The sequence below is a fragment of the Bacillus sp. SG20033 genome (assembly GCF_044570195.1).
GTDB lineage: Bacteria > Bacillota > Bacilli > Bacillales > Bacillaceae > Bacillus > Bacillus subtilis.
In genome coordinates, this window is record NZ_CP172606.1 from 2135808 (window position 1) to 2157573 (window position 21766).

A 21766-nucleotide genomic window follows, 5' to 3' on the forward strand; every position below is an offset into this window, starting at 1 on the left:
AATATGAAATTGTGAGAAAATTGTGATGGAATGTAATGTTCATCTGAGAATGATCTGATCTGAAGGGGGATTTTGGAGAATGGCAAACGAGCAAAAAACTGCAGCAAAAGACGTTTTCCAAGCGAGAAAAACGTTTACTACAAATGGGAAAACATATCATTACTACTCTTTAAAAGCGTTAGAAGATTCAGGTATCGGAAAGGTTTCGAAGCTTCCTTATTCCATCAAAGTTCTTTTAGAATCAGTATTGCGTCAAGTTGACGGCTTCGTTATCAAAAAAGAACACGTGGAAAATTTGGCAAAATGGGGAACTGCCGAATTAAAGGATATCGACGTTCCGTTCAAACCGTCTCGTGTTATTTTACAAGACTTCACAGGGGTTCCGGCAGTAGTAGATCTGGCTTCACTGCGTAAAGCAATGGCAGCTGTCGGCGGAGATCCTGATAAAATCAACCCTGAAATTCCTGTTGATCTCGTTATCGACCACTCTGTACAGGTAGATAAAGCGGGTACAGAAGATGCATTAGCAGTAAATATGGACTTGGAATTCGAAAGAAATGCAGAGCGCTACAAATTTTTAAGCTGGGCAAAGAAAGCGTTTAACAATTATCAGGCAGTGCCGCCTGCAACAGGTATTGTGCACCAGGTCAACCTTGAGTTCTTGGCAAGTGTTGTCCATGCCATTGAAGAAGACGGCGAGCTTGTAACGTATCCTGATACGCTTGTCGGAACAGACTCACACACAACAATGATTAACGGTATCGGTGTTCTCGGCTGGGGTGTCGGTGGAATTGAAGCTGAAGCGGGAATGCTTGGACAGCCTTCTTATTTCCCAGTTCCAGAGGTAATCGGCGCGAAACTTGTCGGCAAGCTTCCAAACGGAACAACAGCTACTGACTTGGCGTTAAAAGTAACACAAGTGCTGCGTGAAAAAGGCGTTGTCGGTAAATTTGTTGAATTCTTCGGACCGGGAATTGCTGAACTGCCGCTTGCAGATCGCGCAACAATTGCGAATATGGCTCCGGAATACGGTGCTACATGTGGATTCTTCCCAGTAGATGAAGAAGCGCTTAACTACCTGCGCCTGACAGGCCGTGATCCTGAACATATTGATGTTGTTGAAGCATACTGCAGAAGCAATGGCTTGTTCTACACTCCAGATGCGGAAGACCCTCAATTTACTGATGTGGTTGAAATTGACCTGTCTCAAATTGAAGCAAACTTATCGGGTCCAAAGCGTCCTCAGGATTTGATCCCGCTATCTGCTATGCAGGAAACGTTTAAAAAGCAATTAGTCAGCCCTGCAGGTAACCAAGGATTCGGTTTAAATGCTGAGGAAGAAAATAAGGAAATTAAGTTTAAACTCCTTAACGGCGAAGAAACAGTTATGAAAACGGGTGCGATCGCCATTGCTGCGATTACAAGCTGTACAAATACATCAAACCCATACGTGCTGATCGGCGCCGGACTGGTAGCGAAAAAAGCGGTTGAGTTAGGGCTTAAGGTGCCTAATTACGTGAAAACGTCACTTGCACCGGGTTCTAAAGTTGTTACAGGATATCTTGTGAATTCAGGCCTTCTTCCATACATGAAAGAGCTTGGCTTTAACCTCGTTGGCTACGGTTGTACAACATGTATCGGGAACTCAGGTCCGCTTTCACCGGAAATCGAAGAAGCGGTTGCGAAAAATGATCTTCTGATTACGTCTGTCCTTTCCGGAAACCGTAACTTTGAAGGACGTATTCACCCGCTTGTTAAAGGCAACTATCTTGCTTCACCACCGCTTGTTGTGGCATATGCGCTGGCTGGAACGGTGAACATTAACCTAAAAACCGACCCGATCGGTGTGGGCAAGGATGGTCAAAACGTATACTTTAATGATATTTGGCCGTCAATGGACGAAATCAATGCACTTGTTAAGCAAACTGTTACGCCAGAGCTATTCCGCAAAGAGTATGAAACAGTATTTGATGACAACAAGCGCTGGAACGAAATTGAAACAACAGATGAAGCATTATATAAATGGGATAGCGAGTCAACTTACATTCAAAACCCGCCATTCTTCGAAGAAATGTCTGTTGAGCCAGGCAAGGTTGAACCATTAAAAGGTTTGCGAGTTGTCGGTAAATTCGGCGATTCAGTCACAACTGACCATATTTCTCCTGCGGGGGCAATCGGAAAAGATACGCCTGCCGGAAAGTATTTGCAAGAAAAAGGTGTTTCACCTCGTGACTTTAACTCCTACGGCTCCCGCCGCGGAAACCATGAAGTCATGATGAGAGGAACATTTGCCAACATTCGCATCAAAAACCAAATCGCACCGGGTACAGAAGGCGGATTTACGACGTACTGGCCGACTGGTGAAGTAACATCCATCTATGATGCATGCATGAAATACAAAGAAGATAAAACCGGTCTTGTCGTATTAGCAGGAAAAGACTATGGTATGGGATCTTCACGTGACTGGGCTGCAAAAGGAACAAACCTTCTCGGCATCAGAACGGTCATTGCAGAGAGCTTCGAAAGAATTCACAGAAGCAATCTTGTATTCATGGGTGTGCTGCCGCTTCAGTTTAAACAAGGTGAAAATGCGGATACACTCGGCTTAACGGGTAAAGAAGTCATCGAGGTAGATGTTGATGAAACAGTTCGTCCTCGTGACCTTGTGACTGTAAGAGCAATCAATGAAGACGGCAATGTAACAACTTTTGAAGCAGTCGTCCGCTTTGATAGTGAAGTTGAAATTGATTACTACCGCCATGGCGGCATCCTTCAAATGGTGCTTCGTGAAAAAATGAAGCAGTCCTGATGAATTAATAGGAAGAGAAGGCATTTCGCTTTCTCTTCTTTTTATGACACAATGTGCTGCGGAGGTGGCATATGCTGAAAAAATGGCTCGCAGGGATCCTGCTTATCATGCTAGCCGGTTATACGGGATGGAATTTATATCAAACATACAGCAAAAAAGAAGTCGGAATTCAAGAGGGGAAACAAGCACCTGATTTTTCTTTGAAAACGCTGTCAGGAGAGAAAAGCTCTTTACAGGATGCAAAAGGCAAAAAAGTGCTGCTCAATTTTTGGGCAACTTGGTGTAAACCGTGCCGTCAGGAAATGCCTGCGATGGAAAAGCTGCAAAAAGAGTACGCCGACAAACTTGCGGTTGTTGCGGTAAATTTCACTTCAGCTGAGAAAAGTGAGAAACAGGTCCGAGCGTTTGCTGATACGTATGATTTAACATTCCCCATTCTGATTGATAAAAAAGGGATCAATGCTGACTATAACGTGATGTCATATCCAACGACATATATCTTAGATGAAAAAGGTGTTATCCAAGACATACACGTTGGCACCATGACAAAAAAAGAAATGGAACAAAAACTGGATCTTGATTAGATTCAGTTTTTTTTATGCTCAGATATGCTTACAAGTTTTCAGAATTGGAAAAAATAAAAGAATATGCGGAGGTGAGAAGCGTGAAGAAGATGAGAAAACGTTCTTTTCATGAGCTCGTCATGGAAAACAAAAAAGAGCTGATGACCAATACAGAGTATTTAAATCAGCTTGAGGAAAAGCTTGAACAGCGATTTAAGCAAAAATAACCTTTAATTTGTATTCATGTTTACCCCTCCTTTTGAGAAACCTATCTGTTGAGGAGGGATAAACATGGGAAACAACAAGAAAAACGGTCAGCCTCAATATGCTCCAAGCCACTTGGGTACAAAGCCTGTAAAATATAAAGCCAATAAAGGGGAAAAAATGCATGATACTTCAGGACAGCGGCCGATTATCATGCAGACAAAAGGCGAGTAGCGAAAATTCGAGTTTATTTCTAGGAGGTACATCCGAATGACAAAGAACCAAAATCAATATCAGCAGCCTAATCCTGATGATCGTTCTGACAATGTGGAAAAATTGCAGGATATGGTTCAAAATACAATTGAAAATATAGAAGAAGCAGAAGCATCAATGGAGTTTGCTTCAGGAGAAGATAAACAGCGTATCAAAGAAAAAAATGCAAGGCGCGAACAGAGCATTGAAGCGTTTCGTAATGAAATACAGGACGAATCTGCAGCGAGACAAAACGGATACCGTTCTTAAAAAACCAGGGAAACCTGGTTTTTTTCTTTCTGATTTGATTATGGTAAAATGGGGCTAAATTGACGTTAAGGGAGCAGAGTAATCTTGCATGTATCAAAAAAAGAAATAGAAGTGCGTTATGCAGAAACAGATCAAATGGGGATTGTCTATCACGCAAATTATCTTGTGTGGATGGAGGTCGGCAGAACGGCCTTGATTAAGGACTTAGGCTTTTTATATAGTGATATGGAAAAAAAAGGCGTTCTGTCCCCAGTCGTTGATATCAATATTTCCTATAAAAAGCCGCTTCATTACGGAGAAACCGCGGTTGTACATACATGGATAGAGGAATATAACGGCTTTAAAACCGTCTATGGTTATCACATTTATAATCCGGCCGGTGAGCTTTCCATCAAAGCCACCTCATCTCATATTTGTGTGGATAAAGAAAGCTTTAAGCCAATTCAATTCCGCAAAGCTTTTCCTGATTGGCACACAGCATATGAAAAGGCCAAAAAATAGGGAAGTGAACGGGATATGGCGTTTGGTGTGAAACGGGAGGAACTTAACCGGTGGAAACAAGCAGTGAAAAGAGGAGAAATCGCATTTTTAACACATTACTGGCTGGATGACCGATTTCCAGAAGCAAAGACTGTGACAAAAGCCGGATGTGCAGACATTGATAAGCTGGTTCAGTGGGGAGCGGCGTACGGGTTAAAAAAAGAATGGCTCCATAAGAAAAGTGAATTTCCTCACTTTGATCTGCTGGGTGAAACACAAAAATATATTTTGGAACAAGAAAACCTAACCGATCATCTTATACGATTTCATTTGTAAAAAAAGAACGCACATGATGTGCGTTCTTTTTTATTGGTATTCAAAAACCGGTTCATCAGCGTCTTCTGAATAGCTGACGAGAAGGTCGTGGTTATCAAAGTACCATAAATCACTTTCTTCAATAAAGAAGGTAATGCCGTCAGCTTCTGCAGTGACTCCAGCCTCTTGTGGGGCATCTTTCGCTACACCGAGAGAAAAACCCTTTTGAACGTTGCTGCAGCCTCCATAGCGGACGAAAAAGCGAACCTGGTCTCCGCTTTCCAAATCGAGTTCTTCTTTATACCAGTTCAATGCGTCTTCGTTAATTGTCATATTCATAACAGAACACCCCTTTGTTCTTCATTTGAATTTTCTCTATTATAAACGTATTAGGCTATTCTGTGTCAAAAGAGAAGTTTTTTAAGCTTATAACCATTTTACTTTAGGTTCTGTTTTATTGATAATTCGTTTAATGTTCGCTCGGTGTCTGTATATCACAAAAATAGTGAGCAGGGTAACGACAATCAATAAATACGTATCATGGACAAAGAAACTATATATAACAGTATAGATCCCTGTTAACATCGATGAGAGTGAAACAAATTTAGTCAAGTATAAAAAGATGAAGAATACCGCAACCATCGTGATAAATAACAGGGGTGCGTAAAATAGCAAAACGCCTCCTGATGTCGCCACGGCTTTACCGCCTTTAAATTTGGCGAAGATGGGAAACACGTGGCCTAAAACCGCAAAGACTCCTGCAAGAAGCGGGTGAATATCAACATGCATGAGAAAAGGCAATGCAGTTGCCAGTGTCCCTTTCAAAATATCTCCGGCTATGACGACCGAACCAGCTTTTACACCCAATGTACGGAATGCATTGGTAGCGCCTAAGTTGCCGCTTCCGTGCTCCCGAATATCAATTCCCTTGGCAAGCTTGCCCACAATTAAGCCAGATGGAATGCTGCCTATCAAGTAGGCCAAAATAATCAATAAAGCAATTAACATCTACATTTCTCCTTTTTCAAATTCCCTTCTTTTTATTTTAACATGAGATGTCATGATCTGATGATAAGTTTTTTTGTAAAGTTTGCTTACAAATCTAATCAAACATGCATCATATTTTGATTTCTCCTGTTTTGATCGTGTAAAATAAGTGAAAAAGGAGTGACACACGATGCAAAACCCTTCTAAAGCGGAAATTAAAGAGATTCTTCAAAGAAGCAAACGTATAGCGGTAGTAGGGCTTTCAGACCGTCCGGATAGAACGTCACATATGGTTTCAAAAGCAATGCAGGACGCGGGTTATGAAATTATCCCTGTGAACCCTACAATTGATGAGGCGCTAGGTGTCAAAGCCGTTTCATCTTTAAAAGAGATAGACGGTCCGATTGACATCGTAAATGTATTCCGGCGCTCAGAACAGCTTCCTGGAGTGGCGGAAGAGTTTTTAGAGACAGATGCGCCAGTATTTTGGGCACAGCAAGGGCTAGTTAATGAGGAAGCATACCAGATGCTAAAAGAAAAAGGCAGAACGGTTATCATGGATCTGTGCATAAAAGTGGCACACGCTGTAACAAAATAGGTGCAGAACTGCAAAAATCCTTGTAAATTCAAGGATTTTTGCTTTTTAATTTTAAGATATTGTTTGCGTATTACGGTGAAACAGATACAATAAAGCTTGAACAGCTTTTTTTGAATACCTTGTCCAGCTGGGTTTCGGCCGTTCGATTTGCGAAGGTCTGCTGCTTTATATATAATAAACAAACATACGTTCTCATAGTGTAAAAACAGCACTAGCCGATGTTTTGAGAAGAACTGATTCGTTAGCTCTATGTTGCGATTGCAAACATATTGGTTATAATGAGGAGTCCAAGGCAGTACTGGCTCGAGGCGAGGTTTATAAAAAATATCTTATATACAAATGATGTGTAACACTGAAAAGAGAAAGACAATGTTAGTTTTTGAAAGGGGTTTGTACGTTTGGCTAGAAAACAGCAATTTGATTACAACGAAGATGCCATACAGGTGCTCGAAGGCCTTGAGGCTGTCAGGAAAAGGCCGGGTATGTATATTGGCTCTACTGACGCGCGGGGTTTGCACCACTTGGTTTATGAAATTGTAGATAACTCTGTCGACGAGGTGCTTGCCGGCCATGGAGATCACATAATCGTCAAAATACATAAAGACAATAGTATTTCTGTACAGGATAGAGGCCGCGGCATGCCGACCGGAATGCATAAGCTCGGCAAACCAACCCCTGAAGTGATTTTAACGGTGCTTCATGCCGGAGGAAAATTCGGCCAAGGCGGCTATAAGACAAGCGGCGGGCTCCACGGAGTTGGTGCATCAGTCGTGAATGCTTTATCTGAATGGCTGACGGTTACCATTGAGCGGGACGGTTTTGTCTATCAGCAGCGATTTGAAAATGGAGGAAAACCGGTTACATCTCTCGAAAAGATCGGCAAAACAAAAAAGACGGGAACTCTTACTCACTTTAAGCCAGATCCAACGATGTTCAGCACAACCACTTATAATTTTGAAACGCTCTCTGAGCGCTTAAGAGAGTCTGCGTTTTTGTTAAAAGGACTGAAAATTGAGCTGATTGATGAACGCAATGACCTGCGTGAGGTCTTTTATTATGAAAACGGCATAGAAGCGTTTGTTGCTTACTTAAATGAAGAAAAAGACGTCTTGTCTGAAGTGGTCTCGTTTGAGGGTGAGCATCATTCTATAGAAGTGGACTTTGCGTTCCAGTTTAACGATGGTTATTCTGAAAATATTTTGTCGTTTGTCAACAATGTCAGAACAAAAGACGGCGGGACGCATGAGTCAGGTGCAAAAACTGCGATGACGCGTGCTTTTAATGAATATGCGCGAAAAGTGGCTTTGCTGAAAGAAAAGGATAAGAACCTTGAAGGCACCGATATAAGGGAAGGGCTTTCAGCCATTATTTCTGTCCGCATTCCTGAGGAGCTTCTTCAATTTGAGGGACAAACAAAAGGAAAGCTCGGTACCAGTGAAGCAAGATCAGCGGTTGATGCGATTGTTTCAGAGCAGCTTGCTTACTTTTTAGAGGAAAATCGGGACACCGCAACGCTTCTTGTCAAAAAAGCAATCAAGGCGAGCCAGGCGCGCGAAGCGGCACGCAAAGCCCGTGAAGAAGCAAGAAGCGGCAAAAAACGAAAAAAATCAGAAGCGACTTTAAGCGGAAAGCTGACGCCTGCGGGTTCAAGAAACCCGGCAAAAAATGAATTGTATCTCGTTGAGGGAGATTCAGCAGGCGGGTCAGCCAAGCAGGGACGAGACCGCAGATTCCAAGCGGTTCTGCCTTTACGCGGTAAAGTCATTAATACAGAAAAAGCTAAGCTTGCTGATATCTTTAAAAATGAAGAGATCAATACGATCATTCATGCGATCGGCGGGGGAGTCGGAGCAGATTTCTCAATCGATGACATCAACTACGACAAAATCATCATTATGACCGATGCCGATACTGACGGCGCCCATATTCAAGTGTTGCTTCTTACCTTTTTCTATCGCTATATGAAACCGCTCATTGAGCATGGCAAGGTGTTCATTGCGCTGCCACCTTTATATAAGGTCAGTAAAGGAAGCGGGAAGAAGGAAATCATTGAATATGCATGGTCTGATGAAGAGATGGGTGATGTCCTGAAAAAAGTCGGCAAAGGCTATACCATTCAACGATATAAGGGTCTTGGAGAGATGAACGCAGACCAGCTTTGGGAAACGACGATGAATCCGGAGTCCCGCACACTTGTTAGGGTCAAAATTGACGATGCGGCACGTGTAGAAAGACGTGTGACGACGTTAATGGGAGACAAAGTAGAGCCGCGCAGAAAGTGGATTGAGAAAAACGTCGCTTTCGGCTTAGATGAAGAAAGCAATATTTTAGAAAATGAAAACTTATCGGTCGCTGAGGAGGTTTAATGATTGTCACAGCCAGAATTATTTCATGATTTACCATTAGAAGAGGTGATCGGCGACCGTTTTGGACGCTACAGTAAATATATTATTCAAGACAGGGCACTGCCCGATGCGAGAGACGGATTAAAGCCGGTACAGCGCAGAATTCTGTATGCAATGCATACAGATGGAAACACGTTTGATAAAAACTTCAGAAAAGCGGCCAAAACGGTCGGTAACGTCATCGGTAACTATCATCCGCACGGTGACAGCTCGGTTTATGAAGCAATGGTGCGGATGAGCCAGGATTGGAAAGTTCGTAATGTGTTAATCGAAATGCATGGAAACAATGGAAGTATCGACGGAGATCCCCCGGCAGCCATGCGTTATACAGAGGCACGATTATCTCCGATTGCATCTGAGCTTCTTCGGGATATTGACAAAAACACGGTTGAATTTGTGCCGAACTTTGATGATACAAGCAAGGAGCCTGTCGTACTCCCGGCGATGTTTCCTAACCTATTGGTCAACGGATCTACCGGGATTTCAGCAGGATACGCGACCGACATTCCCCCTCATCATCTGGGAGAAGTCATTGATGCTGTCATTAAGCGTATTCAAATGCCATCTTGCTCTGTTGATGAACTCATGGAAGTCATTAAAGGGCCTGATTTTCCGACAGGCGGTATTATTCAGGGCGTTGACGGGATAAGAAAAGCTTACGAAACCGGAAAAGGAAAAATCATTATCCGCGGAAAGGCTGAAATTGAAACAATCAGAGGCGGACGAGAACAAATTGTCATTACTGAAATTCCATTTGAAGTAAATAAAGCAAACCTTGTAAAAAAAATGGACGAGTTCCGTATTGATAAAAAGGTTGAAGGCATCTCAGAGGTTCGTGATGAAACGGATCGAACAGGGCTGAGAGTGGTCATTGAACTGAAAAAAGAAGCTGATGCCAAAGGCATTTTGAATTTCTTATATAAAAATACTGATTTGCAGATCACATATAACTTCAATATGGTGGCTATCCATAACCGCCGTCCGATGCTGATGAGCCTGCCGTCTATTTTGGATGCATATATCGGACACCAAAAGGAAGTTGTCACAAACCGGTCCGTTTACGAGCTTCAAAAAGCAAAAGACAGACATCATATCGTAGAAGGGCTCATGAAAGCTTTGTCTATTTTGGATGAAGTGATTGCAACAATCCGTTCTTCTAGCGATAAACGTGACGCTAAAAACAATTTGATCGCCAAATATGAATTTACGGAGCCTCAGGCTGAAGCCATTGTGTCATTGCAGCTATATCGTTTAACCAATACAGATATTACAGCGCTTAAGGAAGAGGCAGAAGAGCTCGGTAAAAAAATTGAAGAGCTCGAATCTATTCTGAGCAATGATAAAAAACTGCTAAAAGTGATTACAAACAGCTTAAAAGCACTGAAAAAGAAATATGCAGATACGAGACGCTCCGTGATTGAAGAAAAAATTGAAGAAATTAAAATCAATCTCGAAGTCATGGTTGCATCTGAGGATGTATATGTAACCGTTACGAAGGATGGTTACCTAAAACGGACGAGCCAGCGCTCATTTGCCGCTTCCAACGGTCAGGACTTCGGAATGAAAGATACGGACAGGATGCTGCATCAGTTTGAAATGAATACGACAGACGTGCTGCTGCTCTTTACGAACAAAGGAAGCTACATCTATTGTCCTGTTCACCAGCTGCCTGATATCAGATGGAAGGACATGGGCCAGCATTTTTCAAATCTGATCACTATTGACCGTGATGAAACGATTGTAAAGGCCATACCGATAAAAGAATTTGATCCGTCGGCATATCTTCTATTCTTTACGAAAAACGGGATGGTGAAAAAGACAGAGCTCACCCATTATAAAGCACAGCGTTATTCTAAGGCGCTTGTGGCCTTAAATCTGAAGGGTGAAGATGAACTGATTGATGTACATGTAACAAATGGGGAAAGCCAGATCTTTATGGCCACTCACTTAGGGTACGGTCTATGGTTTGGAGAAGACGAAGTGAATGTAGTTGGCGCGCGTGCGGCAGGTGTCAAAGGGATTAACTTAAAAGAGGATGACTTTGTTGTCTCCGGTGAGATCCTTCAGCAATCTGATTCAATTGTCTTGTTCACACAGCGGGGAGCGGTAAAACGCATGGGTCTTTCTGAGTTCGAGAAGACATCCCGCGCAAAACGCGGTGTCGTAATGCTAAGGGAACTGAAAAAGAATCCTCATCGTGTTGTAGCACTGTTCGCTTGCGGTCTTGAACAGCGACTAGTGGCAGAAACAGAAAAAGGCGACAGAAAAGAACTGCAGGCAAAAGAGTTGCGGACAAACGACAGATACAGCAATGGCTCTTTCTTTTTTGATGAAGAGGAATCAGGCAAGGTTACAGCTGTTTGGCGCCTTCATACAGAACAATAATAAAAAACCCGTTCATACTATATGAGCGGGTTTCGTTTGTTTTTTATCAGCTTTCATGGTTGGTGAATAGATCTGTTACAGCATGAATGACTTCAATCCCCTGCCATACAAATAAATTCAGCGCTGTGAAAGAAAATAAGCCTAAAATCACCATTCTTAAGATAAACAACATGTTTAACAGCCTCCTCATATTTTCGTTACATAATCGGGTGACGTTGAACATGAAGTTTGCCGAAATAAGACGATTGATAAAATTTGGCCAGTATAAAGCTTTTTTTCCGCTGACGTCTGCGGGAGTATCCCGTACTTTTGCTTTCAGCGGTCAGCAGCAGAACAGCCATTGCCCATAAAGCGGTCAGCGTAAATGCCCCTGTGATGGATTTCTTCTCATCATCAGCATTTTGGCCGGCTTTCATTTCATGCATTTCCTGCTGGTCGGCTACGGCTTTATAATGATGGCCGATATCAAAGGCGTGGGGAATTGAGAACAAATGAAAACTGGCAATCGCCAAGAATAAGATGGATGCTTTCAATATCGTTACTTTTTTCAAATGATCTCCCCCTCCTTTAATATTACTGAATATTTTTATAATAATACCCCAATCCATCCTAAAAGTAAACCTGATTTATTAAATTTAAAAATAAATTTAACCTTGTTAAGTATATATCTTTTTGCTTATTTTTGAAAGAGAAAACTTCTTTTATTAGCATATGTATACCCGGTTTATGGTGTGAATAAAAACATATTTTAAATGATATGTTTGTTGTTTAGGGTTTATTACTTTATTTATGTGCTAAATCAAAGAGAAAGGCAAGAGAATGGGAAGAAATGATTACATTGTTAATAGGGCACTCTTTTTTAAAAGCCAGCTTGCAAGGAATGTTTTTATTCGTAGAAAAATAAAAGAGAAGGGGGCGACAAAGTAACATCTGGCTATGACAATATTCTTCTCGAAAAAACTTCCTAATTCGTCATATTGTGATATAATAAAACTCGTTATGTTAAAAAATCTAACATCAAAATCGAATTCGTGTTGAATTGATGAAAACGGGAGGTAAATATGGAGTCTTTTTTCAATAGTTTAATTAATATTCCAAGTGATTTCATCTGGAATTACCTATTTTATATTTTAATAGGGCTTGGATTATTTTTTACCATACGTTTTGGTTTTATCCAATTCCGTTATTTTATTGAAATGTTCAGAATAGTAGGGGAGAAGCCGGAAGGAAATAAAGGTGTTTCATCTATGCAGGCATTCTTTATTTCGGCCGCATCCCGAGTCGGCACAGGGAATTTGACTGGTGTAGCCTTAGCAATTGCGACAGGCGGACCAGGCGCTGTATTTTGGATGTGGGTAGTGGCTGCAGTAGGCATGGCTTCAAGCTTTGTCGAAAGTACGTTAGCGCAGCTTTATAAGGTAAGAGACGGGGAGGATTTCCGCGGAGGGCCGGCCTACTATATTCAAAAGGGTCTTGGTGCCAGATGGCTTGGCATCGTTTTTGCAATCTTAATTACCGTCTCATTCGGCTTGATTTTTAACGCTGTTCAAACAAATACAATTGCTGGAGCATTGGATGGCGCATTCCATGTGAATAAAATAGTTGTAGCCATAGTTCTGGCGGTTTTAACTGCGTTTATCATTTTCGGCGGTTTAAAACGTGTTGTCGCTGTTTCACAGTTAATTGTGCCGGTTATGGCAGGCATTTATATCCTTATCGCTTTATTTGTTGTTATCACGAATATTACGGCTTTCCCTGGCGTGATCGCTACAATTGTTAAAAATGCTTTAGGTTTTGAACAAGTCGTCGGCGGCGGAATAGGCGGCATCATCGTTATCGGTGCGCAGCGCGGACTTTTTTCAAACGAAGCAGGAATGGGAAGCGCACCAAACGCGGCTGCGACGGCTCATGTATCCCATCCGGCAAAGCAAGGCTTTATTCAAACATTAGGCGTATTTTTCGATACATTTATCATATGTACGTCCACAGCATTTATTATTTTGCTGTACAGTGTAACACCAAAAGGCGACGGCATCCAAGTCACACAGGCTGCTCTTAACCATCATATTGGAGGCTGGGCGCCGACTTTCATCGCAGTCGCAATGTTCTTGTTTGCATTCAGTTCAGTTGTCGGCAACTATTATTATGGCGAGACAAACATTGAATTTATTAAAACAAGCAAAACATGGCTGAACATTTACCGTATCGCTGTTATTGCTATGGTTGTGTATGGATCTTTATCAGGCTTCCAAATCGTTTGGGATATGGCGGACCTCTTTATGGGTATCATGGCGCTGATCAACTTAATTGTGATTACGCTGCTGTCAAACGTTGCTTACAAAGTGTATAAAGATTACGCGAAACAGCGTAAACAAGGACTTGATCCTGTATTCAAAGCGAAAAACATCCCAGGGCTGAAAAACGCTGAAACATGGGAAGATGAGAAACAAGAAGCATAATTTAAATATAAAACAAAGCTGCATTCAATAGTTGAATGCAGCTTTTTCATTATTGGAAATAAATTTTATTTTTCGACTCGAATGAAAAATGACGTGTAAAGTCCCAATTCAGTCCAGTTTTCTTTGTTCTATATGTGTCATGTGTGTCTTATTCAATGGAGGTAGAGCAAATTGACAGGCTTTTAAACCTCCCAAAAACAAGAAATTAGGTTGATAGACAATCATGAGAAAGATTTTTACAATGAGTTCGTGCTCATAAGAAGTGGAGAGCCAAAATGATACGAAGGAGGAAAAGATCAGCTATGAAACGGTTAATCTCTATTTTTATTACGTGTTTATTGATTACGTTATTGACAATGGGCGGCATGATGGCTTCGCCGGCATCAGCAGCAGGGACAAAAACGCCAGTAGCCAAGAATGGCCAGCTTAGCATAAAAGGTACACAGCTCGTTAACCGTGACGGTAAAGCGGTACAGCTGAAGGGAATCAGTTCACACGGATTGCAATGGTATGGAGAATATGTCAATAAAGACAGCTTAAAATGGCTGAGGGACGATTGGGGTATCACCGTTTTCCGTGCAGCGATGTATACGGCAGATGGCGGTTATATTGACAACCCGTCCGTGAAAAATAAAGTAAAAGAAGCGGTTGAAGCGGCAAAAGAGCTTGGGATATATGTCATCATTGACTGGCATATCTTAAATGACGGTAATCCAAACCAAAATAAAGAGAAGGCAAAAGAATTCTTCAAGGAAATGTCAAGCCTTTACGGAAACACGCCAAACGTCATTTATGAAATTGCAAACGAACCAAACGGTGATGTGAACTGGAAGCGTGATATTAAACCGTATGCGGAAGAAGTGATTTCCGTTATCCGCAAAAATGATCCAGACAACATCATCATTGTCGGAACCGGTACATGGAGCCAGGATGTAAATGATGCTGCCGATGACCAGCTAAAAGATGCAAACGTTATGTACGCGCTTCATTTTTACGCCGGTACTCACGGCCAGTTTTTACGGGATAAAGCAAACTATGCACTCAGCAAAGGAGCACCTATTTTTGTGACAGAATGGGGAACAAGCGACGCGTCTGGCAATGGCGGTGTATTCCTAGATCAATCGAGGGAATGGCTGAATTATCTCGACAGCAAGACCATCAGCTGGGTGAACTGGAATCTTTCTGATAAGCAGGAATCATCCTCAGCTTTAAAGCCGGGGGCATCTAAAACAGGCGGCTGGCGGTTGTCAGATTTATCTGCTTCAGGAACATTCGTTAGAGAAAACATTCTCGGCACCAAAGATGCGACGAAGGACATTCCTGAAACGCCAGCAAAAGATAAACCCACACAGGAAAACGGTATTTCTGTACAATACAGAGCAGGGGATGGGAGTATGAACAGCAACCAAATCCGTCCGCAGCTTCAAATAAAAAATAACGGCAATACCACGGTTGATTTAAAAGATGTCACTGCCCGTTACTGGTATAAAGCGAAAAACAAAGGCCAAAACGTTGACTGTGACTACGCGCAGATTGGATGCGGCAATGTGACACACAAGTTTGTGACGTTGCATAAACCAAAGCAAGGTGCAGATACCTATCTGGAACTTGGGTTTAAAAACGGAACGCTGGGACCGGGAGCAAGCACAGGGAATATTCAGCTTCGTCTTCACAATGATGACTGGAGCAATTATGCACAAAGCGGCGATTATTCCTTTTTCAAATCAAATACGTTTAAAACAACGAAAAAAATCACATTATATGATCAAGGAAAACTGATTTGGGGAACAGAACCAAATTAGTTAAGCTTTTTTTGGCGGACATCAGTAACGATGTCCGTTTTTATCATCTAATAGGAGGTTTGCGTTGTGGATGAAATACTGAAACAGTATATGGTGCTGTACAAAAAAATGAGTAATATGATAAATGGTCCGGACTATCCAGGTAAGGAAAAAGACATCCAGCATCAAAAAGATCAGATAGAAGTTTACGAAAAACAGCTGCAGCAAGGATTTTCTACAGATTATGACTATGATGTGTTTGCTGATTCTGTTATCAAATGCGCATATGGCGATATGACGCTGGAGGATTTAGAAGCCGTTTATTATGGATTGACAACACCATTTTTTTGATTTGTCATTCAGCAGTAAAATTTCAAAATTTCAACTTCTGTCTCACTAACTTAAGTATACTTTGATATTGAGACAGAAATTTATTTATTTTGTTTACTTCCTAGAATATATATTATGTAAACTGTAAAAGATGAAGATTAAAGCTTTGCTGTTTTTATGTACATCCTTTCTTCTTCCCTTCCTGTAATTCAGCAACAAAATAAAAAAGCGATTTCCCAATCGGAAAATCGCCAATTCAGACACTCTATTATTTATTATTTATGTGTGTCTTTGTGCTCTTAACGATTTACAACAAATGTTGTTACGCTTTGAGCTGGAAGATGGGCCCAAAAATGATTGCCTGATACAGTGAGATTCGTTCCAGGTTGTAGATTGCTGCTGCTGCTCGTGATCCATCTAGATACGTTTGAAGCAGATCCATTCTGCAAAACAAAGTTTTGGTTGACCCCTGTGTTACTTTTATTGATAGCAACAATAACGACCTTGTTGTCACCTTTATAGGCTGACACGTAAACGTTCGCATTAGGGTTTTTCGTTGCATCAATCCTTACATAGCCGGGACGCACAAACTTTGAGAAATGAGCCATATTGTAGCCGCGTTTGCTGATCGTACCATCTTCTTTCATAGGTCCATATGATCTTCGGATGTACCACCATACATAAGCTTGAAAGTCCCCCTCTACCATCGCATTGTGAATATGCTGTGAAACATCCAATGCCTCAGGCCATCGATCCGCCGAGTTGTTATCACTGTTTGGATAGTATACTTCCGTCATCCAAAGGTCCTTCCCCGCTCCTTTTTGTTTGAAAAGAGGATAAGGGAATTGGCTGACCTGGGTGCCGTACAGGTGGGTTCCGAGAATATCCATATTGGCAAGAGCCTGCGGATCGTTCAAAATCGGGTCCGACAAATTCTTCAAGTATTGAAATGACTCAGGCGCAATGACGCGGGCATTGATCGATCCGGCGTTTTCTCTCATAAAGCGAAGTATTTCTTGCGGCGTCCACCACGTCCACTCGTGAGCGTAATCAGGCTCGTTTTGTACCGAAATCGCGTAAAGATTCACACCATTATTCTTCATGAAGGTAACAAAATCGTTAAGATGCTGCGCGTATGCTGCGTACTTGTTGTATTTCAGCCGTTTAGCCGATGTGTCACCATTACGATTAAAGGTCTCAACCATATCACTTGGAGGATTCCAAGGAGAAGCAAAAACAATTGCTCCATGTTTGACCGCACTCTTTGCAGTCTCCACCTCTTTATACCAATTATTTCGATTTTCATCTACATGAATTCTTAAGATTGAAAATCCTAACTGGTTCTGTCCATTGCCAAAAGCAGTTTCTCTTTGAGCTGCTGTAAGATCCCCAGCCCAAGCGGGATGATTCATCCCTCCAAAACCGCGAATCACTTGTTTCTCTGCAGATACATTAACTGTTACATCACTTGCTGCCAAAACTTCAGTAGCGCCTGGCCCTAACATGACTGACAGCATAGTGAAACATACTAATAGTACACAAATTGTTTTTTTTATGCGTGGAATCATTTATTCCTCTCCTTCGTCATGTGTCTTTTACGGTATTAAAAAATCTGCATGGCATATCCATAATGGCGGGCTGTTCCGGTGATGGCTCGTACTTCACCCGCCTCGTTTTTAAGCGGTCCCATTACGAGTACTATCTTTGCGTAAACTGCCAGTAATCAAAATTAAACAAGTTTCCTGTACCTGTTCCGGTAAGTACAAAGAATACTTTGTGCACGCCGGTTGCCCCGCTTACCGCAGTTTCTATTTCCCTCCACGTTTGCGCTCCACCTGTTGAAGGTACATTTAGGGTTCCTACAAGTTTACCGTCTGCACTGTCGAGGCGCACTTCTATTTTCCCGCCTATAGTGGATGCTACATTTGCTTTAAATGTCCTGGCACCGCCCGCTCCGAAGTCTGCATTTCCTACAGCAATCCAGTCTCCATTTTGAATGCTTGTTACATGCTGATTATTTACTGGCCCGCCGGGTGCTGTCGATTTCTCTGTCAAAATGCGTCCATTCCAAGCAAACGTTTCAGCTTCTACCCGGTTATATGGGTTTAAATTGGAAAGCTGTGTTACACCTGCATAATTTGCCGCTACCTCTTGAATAGATCCATCTGCATTATGCACCAGCTTATTAATATGTGGAGAACGGTATCCTTTGCCGGCCCCGAACAAAGCGGAACTGACAGTTTGAGCATGGTACACTGCATACCACTCGTTTTTAAAATTGAAAACAGCATGATGGTTGTTTCCGCCGCCTCCGAAAAATGCACCCGGATTTTTCAGGAAATGCCCTCTATATGTAAAGGGACCCATGGGATTTGAACTGGTCATGTAGCCGATCTCACCCGGGGGTTTATTGGCCGGATGTGTGCCGCCGAAATTGATGCAATAGGAGTAATAATATGTTCCGTTATACTTGTGCAATCCCGAATCTTCAAACATGAAAGGCGCATCAATTGTAGATGCACTTCCAACAACACTCGTCATATCAGATCCCAATTTTATGACTCTAGCCGTTTTAGGATTGGCCCATTGTGCCTGCGTTGGGTTTGAACCGCCAGGAACGCCTCCGCCGGCATACAGGTAACCGGTTCCGTCATCATCTACAAATACTGCCGGATCAAAAAGCCATACAACACCAGACATTCCTGGCGTACTTGGCGTTACGAGCGGTTTTCCGATTGGGTCGGTCCATGGACCAATCGGGCTGTCTGCGGTGAGAACCCCGATACCTCCGCCGCTGTTTGCGAAATAAAGGAAGAATTTATCCTTGCCATTAATTTTTTTAACTGCGATTGACGGTGCCCATGACGCACCTGCCCATTTTGCAATTCCACGGCCTCCATTAGCTCCATTGGCACCTGCTACCGGGATGGCTCCGTGGTCTGTCCAGTTCACCATATCCGCTGAAGATATGACGAATACTCTATTCAAATTGGCAAATGAATTATCTTTAATTGTTCCGTTGCTATTATATTCATAGTCATCACTTGACATATAGATGTAGACTCTTCCGTTATAGGTCAGCGCAATCGGATCCGCTCCCAAATGATGGTCGATAAGCGGGTTTGAATTCCCTATATGTTTTGCAATTGTAGTATTTGTGGCAGCATACGCAGACTTCCCAGCTAAGCAGCTCAAAAGTAAAGCAAGAACCCATAAACATACGCTATACTTTTTGCTCATCACTTCACATCCTCCCTTTTCCAAAATAGGGTATTTCCTTTTGAAATTTGATGACAACAGGTCACGAAGAACGCACGCATAAAGTAGCCGGAAGCTGTTTAGCCTGGAAAATTAATTTTGCATACATGGATCGAATGTTCCCAGTTCCTGTTCTGAAAGCTCATCTTCATGTGTTTCCATTCTCTCCTTCCTTCGAGGAGATCGCACCACTCCTTCAAAATTGTTCAAAAAAATTTCCCCATTCCTAGCGACCATTGTCCAGAAAATAAAAAGACAGGATTGTTCATGGCCTCCCACTAATCACATTGAACGGAAATTACATCATTATCCAAGATATCCCTTTATCTAACATCCTACATCATTAAAAAAATTGTGTATAGAAACTTTTGGAGGAGTTAGTGTTCGATTCTACAAAGGAACTGGATACATTTATTCATTGATAAGATGGGGCTAACACTCCGTTTATATTTGTATGTAAAGATAGTTTTCAGACACAAAAAAACAGCCGTCAATGCGGCTGTTTTTTCAAGAGTATAAGAACTATTGAGCGGTATACCCGCTTTTTCATGTTTTGTTCATATTTTATTAATTGTTTATTCAACACTGTCCGCTATAGTAATCCATATCAACAAATATGACTGCCACTCGCATCTTTTATGAAGGGAGGTTCGTTACGCTGAAAGAAAAAATAAAGACATTAGGCCGTTTTTGCACCGTAGGCGTCGGCAATACGCTGATAGATTTTGGTGTCTTCTTTCTTCTTACCGCTTGTCACGTCTCTTATCTGCCGGCGCAGATCTTCTCCTATACTGCAGGTATCGTCAACAGCTATGTGTGGAACCGGAATTGGACGTTTTGTGTGAAAGGTAAGGCTGACGGGAAAGAGATCGTGCGTTTTCTCATGATTAATATTGCCGCGTCGGGGATCACCTTTTTGCTGCTTTATTTGTTTCAAAATTGCGGCTGCTCGCTTTTGGTGAGTAAGCTCGCCGCCACTATCGGCGGAATGATGATGAATTTTATCGGAAACCGAATCTGGGTATTTGGAGATTCGCTGAAAAACATACAGGATCAGGAGTGAAGATGAATGAGAAAAAAAGTGAGAAAAGCGGTTATACCCGCAGCGGGTTTAGGAACGAGATTTCTGCCGGCGACAAAGGCGCAGCCTAAAGAAATGCTCCCAATCGTCGACAAACCAGCAATCCAATATATTGTAGAAGAGGCCGCAGAGTCAGGAATTGAAGATATACTGATTATTACAGGGAGAAACAAACGCTCGATTGAAGATCATTTTGATCGGTCGGCGGAATTGGAATTCAATCTCCGGGAAAAAGGCAAGACGGAGACACTTGAGGAAATGCAGCAGATTGCCGATTTGGCCAACATTCATTACATCCGCCAGAAAGAACCGCTCGGATTAGGCCATGCGGTGCTGTGTGCGGAGCATTTTATCGGAGATGAGCCTTTTGCCGTTCTCTTAGGTGATGATATTATGGTGTCTGAAACACCGGCTCTTCGGCAATTAATGGATGTATATGACGTTTATGGCACAGAGGTTGTCGGTGTACAGTCAGTTCTCCCTGAGGATGTCAGCAAATATGGTATTATAAATACATCAGGGTCTCAAGGGCATGTATACGAAGTGAACGATTTAGTGGAAAAGCCTTCTCCTGAAGAAGCGCCTTCGGAAATCGCAGTGATGGGACGTTATGTGCTGAATTCTTCGATCTTCTCCGTTTTGAAGACAATTGGCAGAGGCGCGGGCAACGAAATTCAGCTGACAGATGCGCTTCGTGAGGTTTGCCGTAAGGAGCCGATCCATGCCCGGCTGCTGGAAGGAAATCGATATGACATTGGCGATAAGCTAGGCTGTTTTAAAGCGAGCACCGAAATCGGCTTAATGCGTCCCGAAATGAGATCTCAGCTTTTGGCCTATTTAGAAGATGTGATGAAACGGGAAACGAAAGAAATGCTGCGGTAAAAAAATTGTAACCATCTTGCTCGTCAATCAGTCATATAATAGTGAAAAAGATTAGGACAGGTTGTGAAGAATGTGGGCAGTTTGATAAGCGAAATTTTAACATGGCTGACGAACATGGGATATGCGGGTATTGCGATTGGGTTAATGATTGAAATCATTCCGAGTGAGATTGTATTAGCTTATGGCGGCTATATGGTATCGGAAGGCACGATTGGATTTATTGGCGCAATTATTGCGGGTGTTATCGGGGGTACTATTGCCCAGATCTTTATTTACTGGATCGGTCGCTATGGCGGCAGGCCATTTCTGGACAAATACGGGAAGTATTTATTGATTAAAAAGCATCATATCGACATGTCGGAAAACTGGTTTCAGAAATACGGCGCCGGAGTTGTCTTCTCGGCTCGTTTTATACCGGTTGTCAGACATGCCATATCCATTCCGGCAGGTATTGCCAGAATGCCTTTTCTCAAATTTGTGGTACTGACTGTGCTTGCTATCATTCCATGGTCTATTCTGTTTGTTTATTTAGGCATACAGCTAGGAAGCCAGTGGGATGATGTTGAGAATATAGCGGGCACTTATACAACACCGATTATGATATTGGCTATTGTCGTGATAGCCCTTTATTTTGTGATTAAGAAACGTACAGCCATATTTAAACGATAGCTAGCGGATATGCATAGGGGTGACTGACGCTCCCCTAT

Annotated in this window: 22 protein-coding genes; 16 read left to right on the top strand and 6 right to left on the bottom strand. The window is 42.2% G+C overall.

Annotation, left to right across the window (positions count from 1 at the left end; all coding sequences use genetic code 11):
* Positions 1-79 precede the first annotated feature (79 nt).
* From acnA to ACFVP7_RS11235, 7 genes are all read left to right on the top strand, one after another.
* Positions 80-2809 (top strand): aconitate hydratase AcnA, encoded by a 2730-nt coding sequence (gene acnA, locus ACFVP7_RS11205; protein WP_003231573.1) that lies wholly within the window; start codon positions 80-82, stop codon positions 2807-2809.
* 71 nt (positions 2810-2880) lie between these two features.
* The gene (locus ACFVP7_RS11210; RefSeq protein ID WP_003231571.1) at positions 2881-3393 is read left to right on the top strand and encodes a redoxin domain-containing protein; all 513 of its coding nucleotides are present in this window, start codon (positions 2881-2883) and stop codon (positions 3391-3393) included.
* Positions 3394-3473: 80 nt separating this feature from the next.
* On the top strand, positions 3474-3599 hold the full coding sequence (locus ACFVP7_RS11215; protein WP_003244964.1) for an FbpB family small basic protein: 126 nt from the start codon (positions 3474-3476) through the stop codon (positions 3597-3599).
* Between the two features lie 64 nt (positions 3600-3663).
* Positions 3664-3810 (top strand): acid-soluble spore protein SspN, encoded by a 147-nt coding sequence (gene sspN / locus ACFVP7_RS11220; protein ID WP_003231569.1) that lies wholly within the window; start codon positions 3664-3666, stop codon positions 3808-3810.
* Positions 3811-3846: 36 nt separating this feature from the next.
* On the top strand, positions 3847-4098 hold the full coding sequence (gene tlp / locus ACFVP7_RS11225; RefSeq protein WP_003231568.1) for a small acid-soluble spore protein Tlp: 252 nt from the start codon (positions 3847-3849) through the stop codon (positions 4096-4098).
* A gap of 84 nt (positions 4099-4182) precedes the next feature.
* The gene (locus ACFVP7_RS11230) at positions 4183-4599 is read left to right on the top strand and encodes a YbgC/FadM family acyl-CoA thioesterase (RefSeq protein ID WP_212059646.1); all 417 of its coding nucleotides are present in this window, start codon (positions 4183-4185) and stop codon (positions 4597-4599) included.
* A 15-nt stretch (positions 4600-4614) separates the two neighbouring features.
* On the top strand, positions 4615-4914 hold the full coding sequence (locus ACFVP7_RS11235; protein WP_069703549.1) for a hypothetical protein: 300 nt from the start codon (positions 4615-4617) through the stop codon (positions 4912-4914).
* 30 nt (positions 4915-4944) lie between these two features.
* Here ACFVP7_RS11235 and ACFVP7_RS11240 read toward each other — a convergent pair whose 3' ends face one another.
* Positions 4945-5232 (bottom strand): HesB/YadR/YfhF family protein, encoded by a 288-nt coding sequence (locus ACFVP7_RS11240; RefSeq protein WP_003231562.1) that lies wholly within the window; start codon positions 5230-5232, stop codon positions 4945-4947.
* An 87-nt stretch (positions 5233-5319) separates the two neighbouring features.
* On the bottom strand, positions 5320-5901 hold the full coding sequence (gene plsY, locus ACFVP7_RS11245; RefSeq protein WP_003231560.1) for a glycerol-3-phosphate 1-O-acyltransferase PlsY: 582 nt from the start codon (positions 5899-5901) through the stop codon (positions 5320-5322).
* Positions 5902-6070: 169 nt separating this feature from the next.
* Here plsY and ACFVP7_RS11250 point away from each other — a divergent pair, with 169 nt between their 5' ends.
* The 3 genes from ACFVP7_RS11250 to parC all read left to right on the top strand — a co-directional run bounded on the left by ACFVP7_RS11250 (position 6071) and on the right by parC (position 11268).
* Positions 6071-6478, top strand: coding sequence for a CoA-binding protein (locus ACFVP7_RS11250; RefSeq protein ID WP_003245606.1), 408 nt, complete (start codon positions 6071-6073; stop codon positions 6476-6478).
* Positions 6479-6876: 398 nt separating this feature from the next.
* Complete coding sequence (gene parE, locus ACFVP7_RS11255) at positions 6877-8844, top strand: DNA topoisomerase IV subunit B (RefSeq protein WP_029726677.1); 1968 nt, start codon at positions 6877-6879, stop codon at positions 8842-8844.
* Positions 8845-8847: 3 nt separating this feature from the next.
* Positions 8848-11268, top strand: coding sequence for a DNA topoisomerase IV subunit A (parC, locus tag ACFVP7_RS11260; RefSeq protein ID WP_338733994.1), 2421 nt, complete (start codon positions 8848-8850; stop codon positions 11266-11268).
* A 46-nt stretch (positions 11269-11314) separates the two neighbouring features.
* Here parC and ACFVP7_RS11265 read toward each other — a convergent pair whose 3' ends face one another.
* Together ACFVP7_RS11265 and ACFVP7_RS11270 are read right to left on the bottom strand one after the other, a co-directional pair.
* On the bottom strand, positions 11315-11440 hold the full coding sequence (locus ACFVP7_RS11265; RefSeq protein ID WP_003231548.1) for a hypothetical protein: 126 nt from the start codon (positions 11438-11440) through the stop codon (positions 11315-11317).
* A 25-nt stretch (positions 11441-11465) separates the two neighbouring features.
* Complete coding sequence (locus ACFVP7_RS11270) at positions 11466-11819, bottom strand: hypothetical protein (protein WP_221776841.1); 354 nt, start codon at positions 11817-11819, stop codon at positions 11466-11468.
* A gap of 510 nt (positions 11820-12329) precedes the next feature.
* On the opposite strand from ACFVP7_RS11270, the gene ACFVP7_RS11275 reads away from it, so the two are divergent.
* The 3 genes from ACFVP7_RS11275 to ACFVP7_RS11285 all read left to right on the top strand — a co-directional run bounded on the left by ACFVP7_RS11275 (position 12330) and on the right by ACFVP7_RS11285 (position 15859).
* Positions 12330-13727: a sodium:alanine symporter family protein gene (locus ACFVP7_RS11275; RefSeq protein WP_015383775.1), complete on the top strand. Its 1398-nt coding sequence runs from the start codon at positions 12330-12332 to the stop codon at positions 13725-13727.
* Between the two features lie 302 nt (positions 13728-14029).
* Positions 14030-15529: an endo-1,4-beta-glucanase EglS gene (gene eglS, locus ACFVP7_RS11280; protein ID WP_122895420.1), complete on the top strand. Its 1500-nt coding sequence runs from the start codon at positions 14030-14032 to the stop codon at positions 15527-15529.
* Between the two features lie 66 nt (positions 15530-15595).
* The gene (locus ACFVP7_RS11285) at positions 15596-15859 is read left to right on the top strand and encodes a YnfE family protein (protein WP_003231535.1); all 264 of its coding nucleotides are present in this window, start codon (positions 15596-15598) and stop codon (positions 15857-15859) included.
* 278 nt (positions 15860-16137) lie between these two features.
* On the opposite strand, the gene xynC is transcribed toward ACFVP7_RS11285, so the two are convergent.
* Together xynC and xynD are read right to left on the bottom strand one after the other, a co-directional pair.
* Positions 16138-17406 carry a glucuronoarabinoxylan endo-1,4-beta-xylanase XynC gene (gene xynC, locus ACFVP7_RS11290; protein WP_029317861.1) on the bottom strand — a complete coding sequence of 423 codons (1269 nt, stop codon included), beginning with the start codon at positions 17404-17406 and terminating at the stop codon, positions 16138-16140.
* A gap of 130 nt (positions 17407-17536) precedes the next feature.
* Complete coding sequence (xynD, locus tag ACFVP7_RS11295; RefSeq protein ID WP_338734004.1) at positions 17537-19078, bottom strand: alpha-L-arabinofuranosidase; 1542 nt, start codon at positions 19076-19078, stop codon at positions 17537-17539.
* Between the two features lie 634 nt (positions 19079-19712).
* On the opposite strand from xynD, the gene ACFVP7_RS11300 reads away from it, so the two are divergent.
* The 3 genes from ACFVP7_RS11300 (at position 19713) to ACFVP7_RS11310 (ending at position 21728) form a co-directional block, all read left to right on the top strand.
* A complete protein-coding gene (locus tag ACFVP7_RS11300; protein ID WP_129137661.1) occupies positions 19713-20159 on the top strand; it encodes a GtrA family protein in 447 nt (148 codons plus the stop codon).
* A gap of 6 nt (positions 20160-20165) precedes the next feature.
* Positions 20166-21059, top strand: coding sequence for a UTP--glucose-1-phosphate uridylyltransferase GalU (gene galU / locus ACFVP7_RS11305; protein WP_338734007.1), 894 nt, complete (start codon positions 20166-20168; stop codon positions 21057-21059).
* 72 nt (positions 21060-21131) lie between these two features.
* On the top strand, positions 21132-21728 hold the full coding sequence (locus ACFVP7_RS11310; protein WP_338734009.1) for a DedA family protein: 597 nt from the start codon (positions 21132-21134) through the stop codon (positions 21726-21728).
* Positions 21729-21766: the final 38 nt, after the last annotated feature.

Coding starts and splice junctions, on each gene's coding strand:
- acnA (WP_003231573.1), top strand. CDS start 80: ATGGCAAACGAGCAAAAAACTGCAGCAAAAGACGTTTTCCAAGCGAGA.
- ACFVP7_RS11210 (WP_003231571.1), top strand. CDS start 2,881: ATGCTGAAAAAATGGCTCGCAGGGATCCTGCTTATCATGCTAGCCGGT.
- sspN (WP_003231569.1), top strand. CDS start 3,664: ATGGGAAACAACAAGAAAAACGGTCAGCCTCAATATGCTCCAAGCCAC.
- tlp (WP_003231568.1), top strand. CDS start 3,847: ATGACAAAGAACCAAAATCAATATCAGCAGCCTAATCCTGATGATCGT.
- ACFVP7_RS11235 (WP_069703549.1), top strand. CDS start 4,615: ATGGCGTTTGGTGTGAAACGGGAGGAACTTAACCGGTGGAAACAAGCA.
- ACFVP7_RS11240 (WP_003231562.1), bottom strand. CDS start 5,232: ATGAATATGACAATTAACGAAGACGCATTGAACTGGTATAAAGAAGAA.
- plsY (WP_003231560.1), bottom strand. CDS start 5,901: ATGTTAATTGCTTTATTGATTATTTTGGCCTACTTGATAGGCAGCATT.
- ACFVP7_RS11250 (WP_003245606.1), top strand. CDS start 6,071: ATGCAAAACCCTTCTAAAGCGGAAATTAAAGAGATTCTTCAAAGAAGC.
- ACFVP7_RS11265 (WP_003231548.1), bottom strand. CDS start 11,440: ATGTTGTTTATCTTAAGAATGGTGATTTTAGGCTTATTTTCTTTCACA.
- ACFVP7_RS11275 (WP_015383775.1), top strand. CDS start 12,330: ATGGAGTCTTTTTTCAATAGTTTAATTAATATTCCAAGTGATTTCATC.
- eglS (WP_122895420.1), top strand. CDS start 14,030: ATGAAACGGTTAATCTCTATTTTTATTACGTGTTTATTGATTACGTTA.
- xynC (WP_029317861.1), bottom strand. CDS start 17,406: ATGATTCCACGCATAAAAAAAACAATTTGTGTACTATTAGTATGTTTC.
- xynD (WP_338734004.1), bottom strand. CDS start 19,078: ATGAGCAAAAAGTATAGCGTATGTTTATGGGTTCTTGCTTTACTTTTG.
- ACFVP7_RS11300 (WP_129137661.1), top strand. CDS start 19,713: ATGACTGCCACTCGCATCTTTTATGAAGGGAGGTTCGTTACGCTGAAA.
- galU (WP_338734007.1), top strand. CDS start 20,166: ATGAGAAAAAAAGTGAGAAAAGCGGTTATACCCGCAGCGGGTTTAGGA.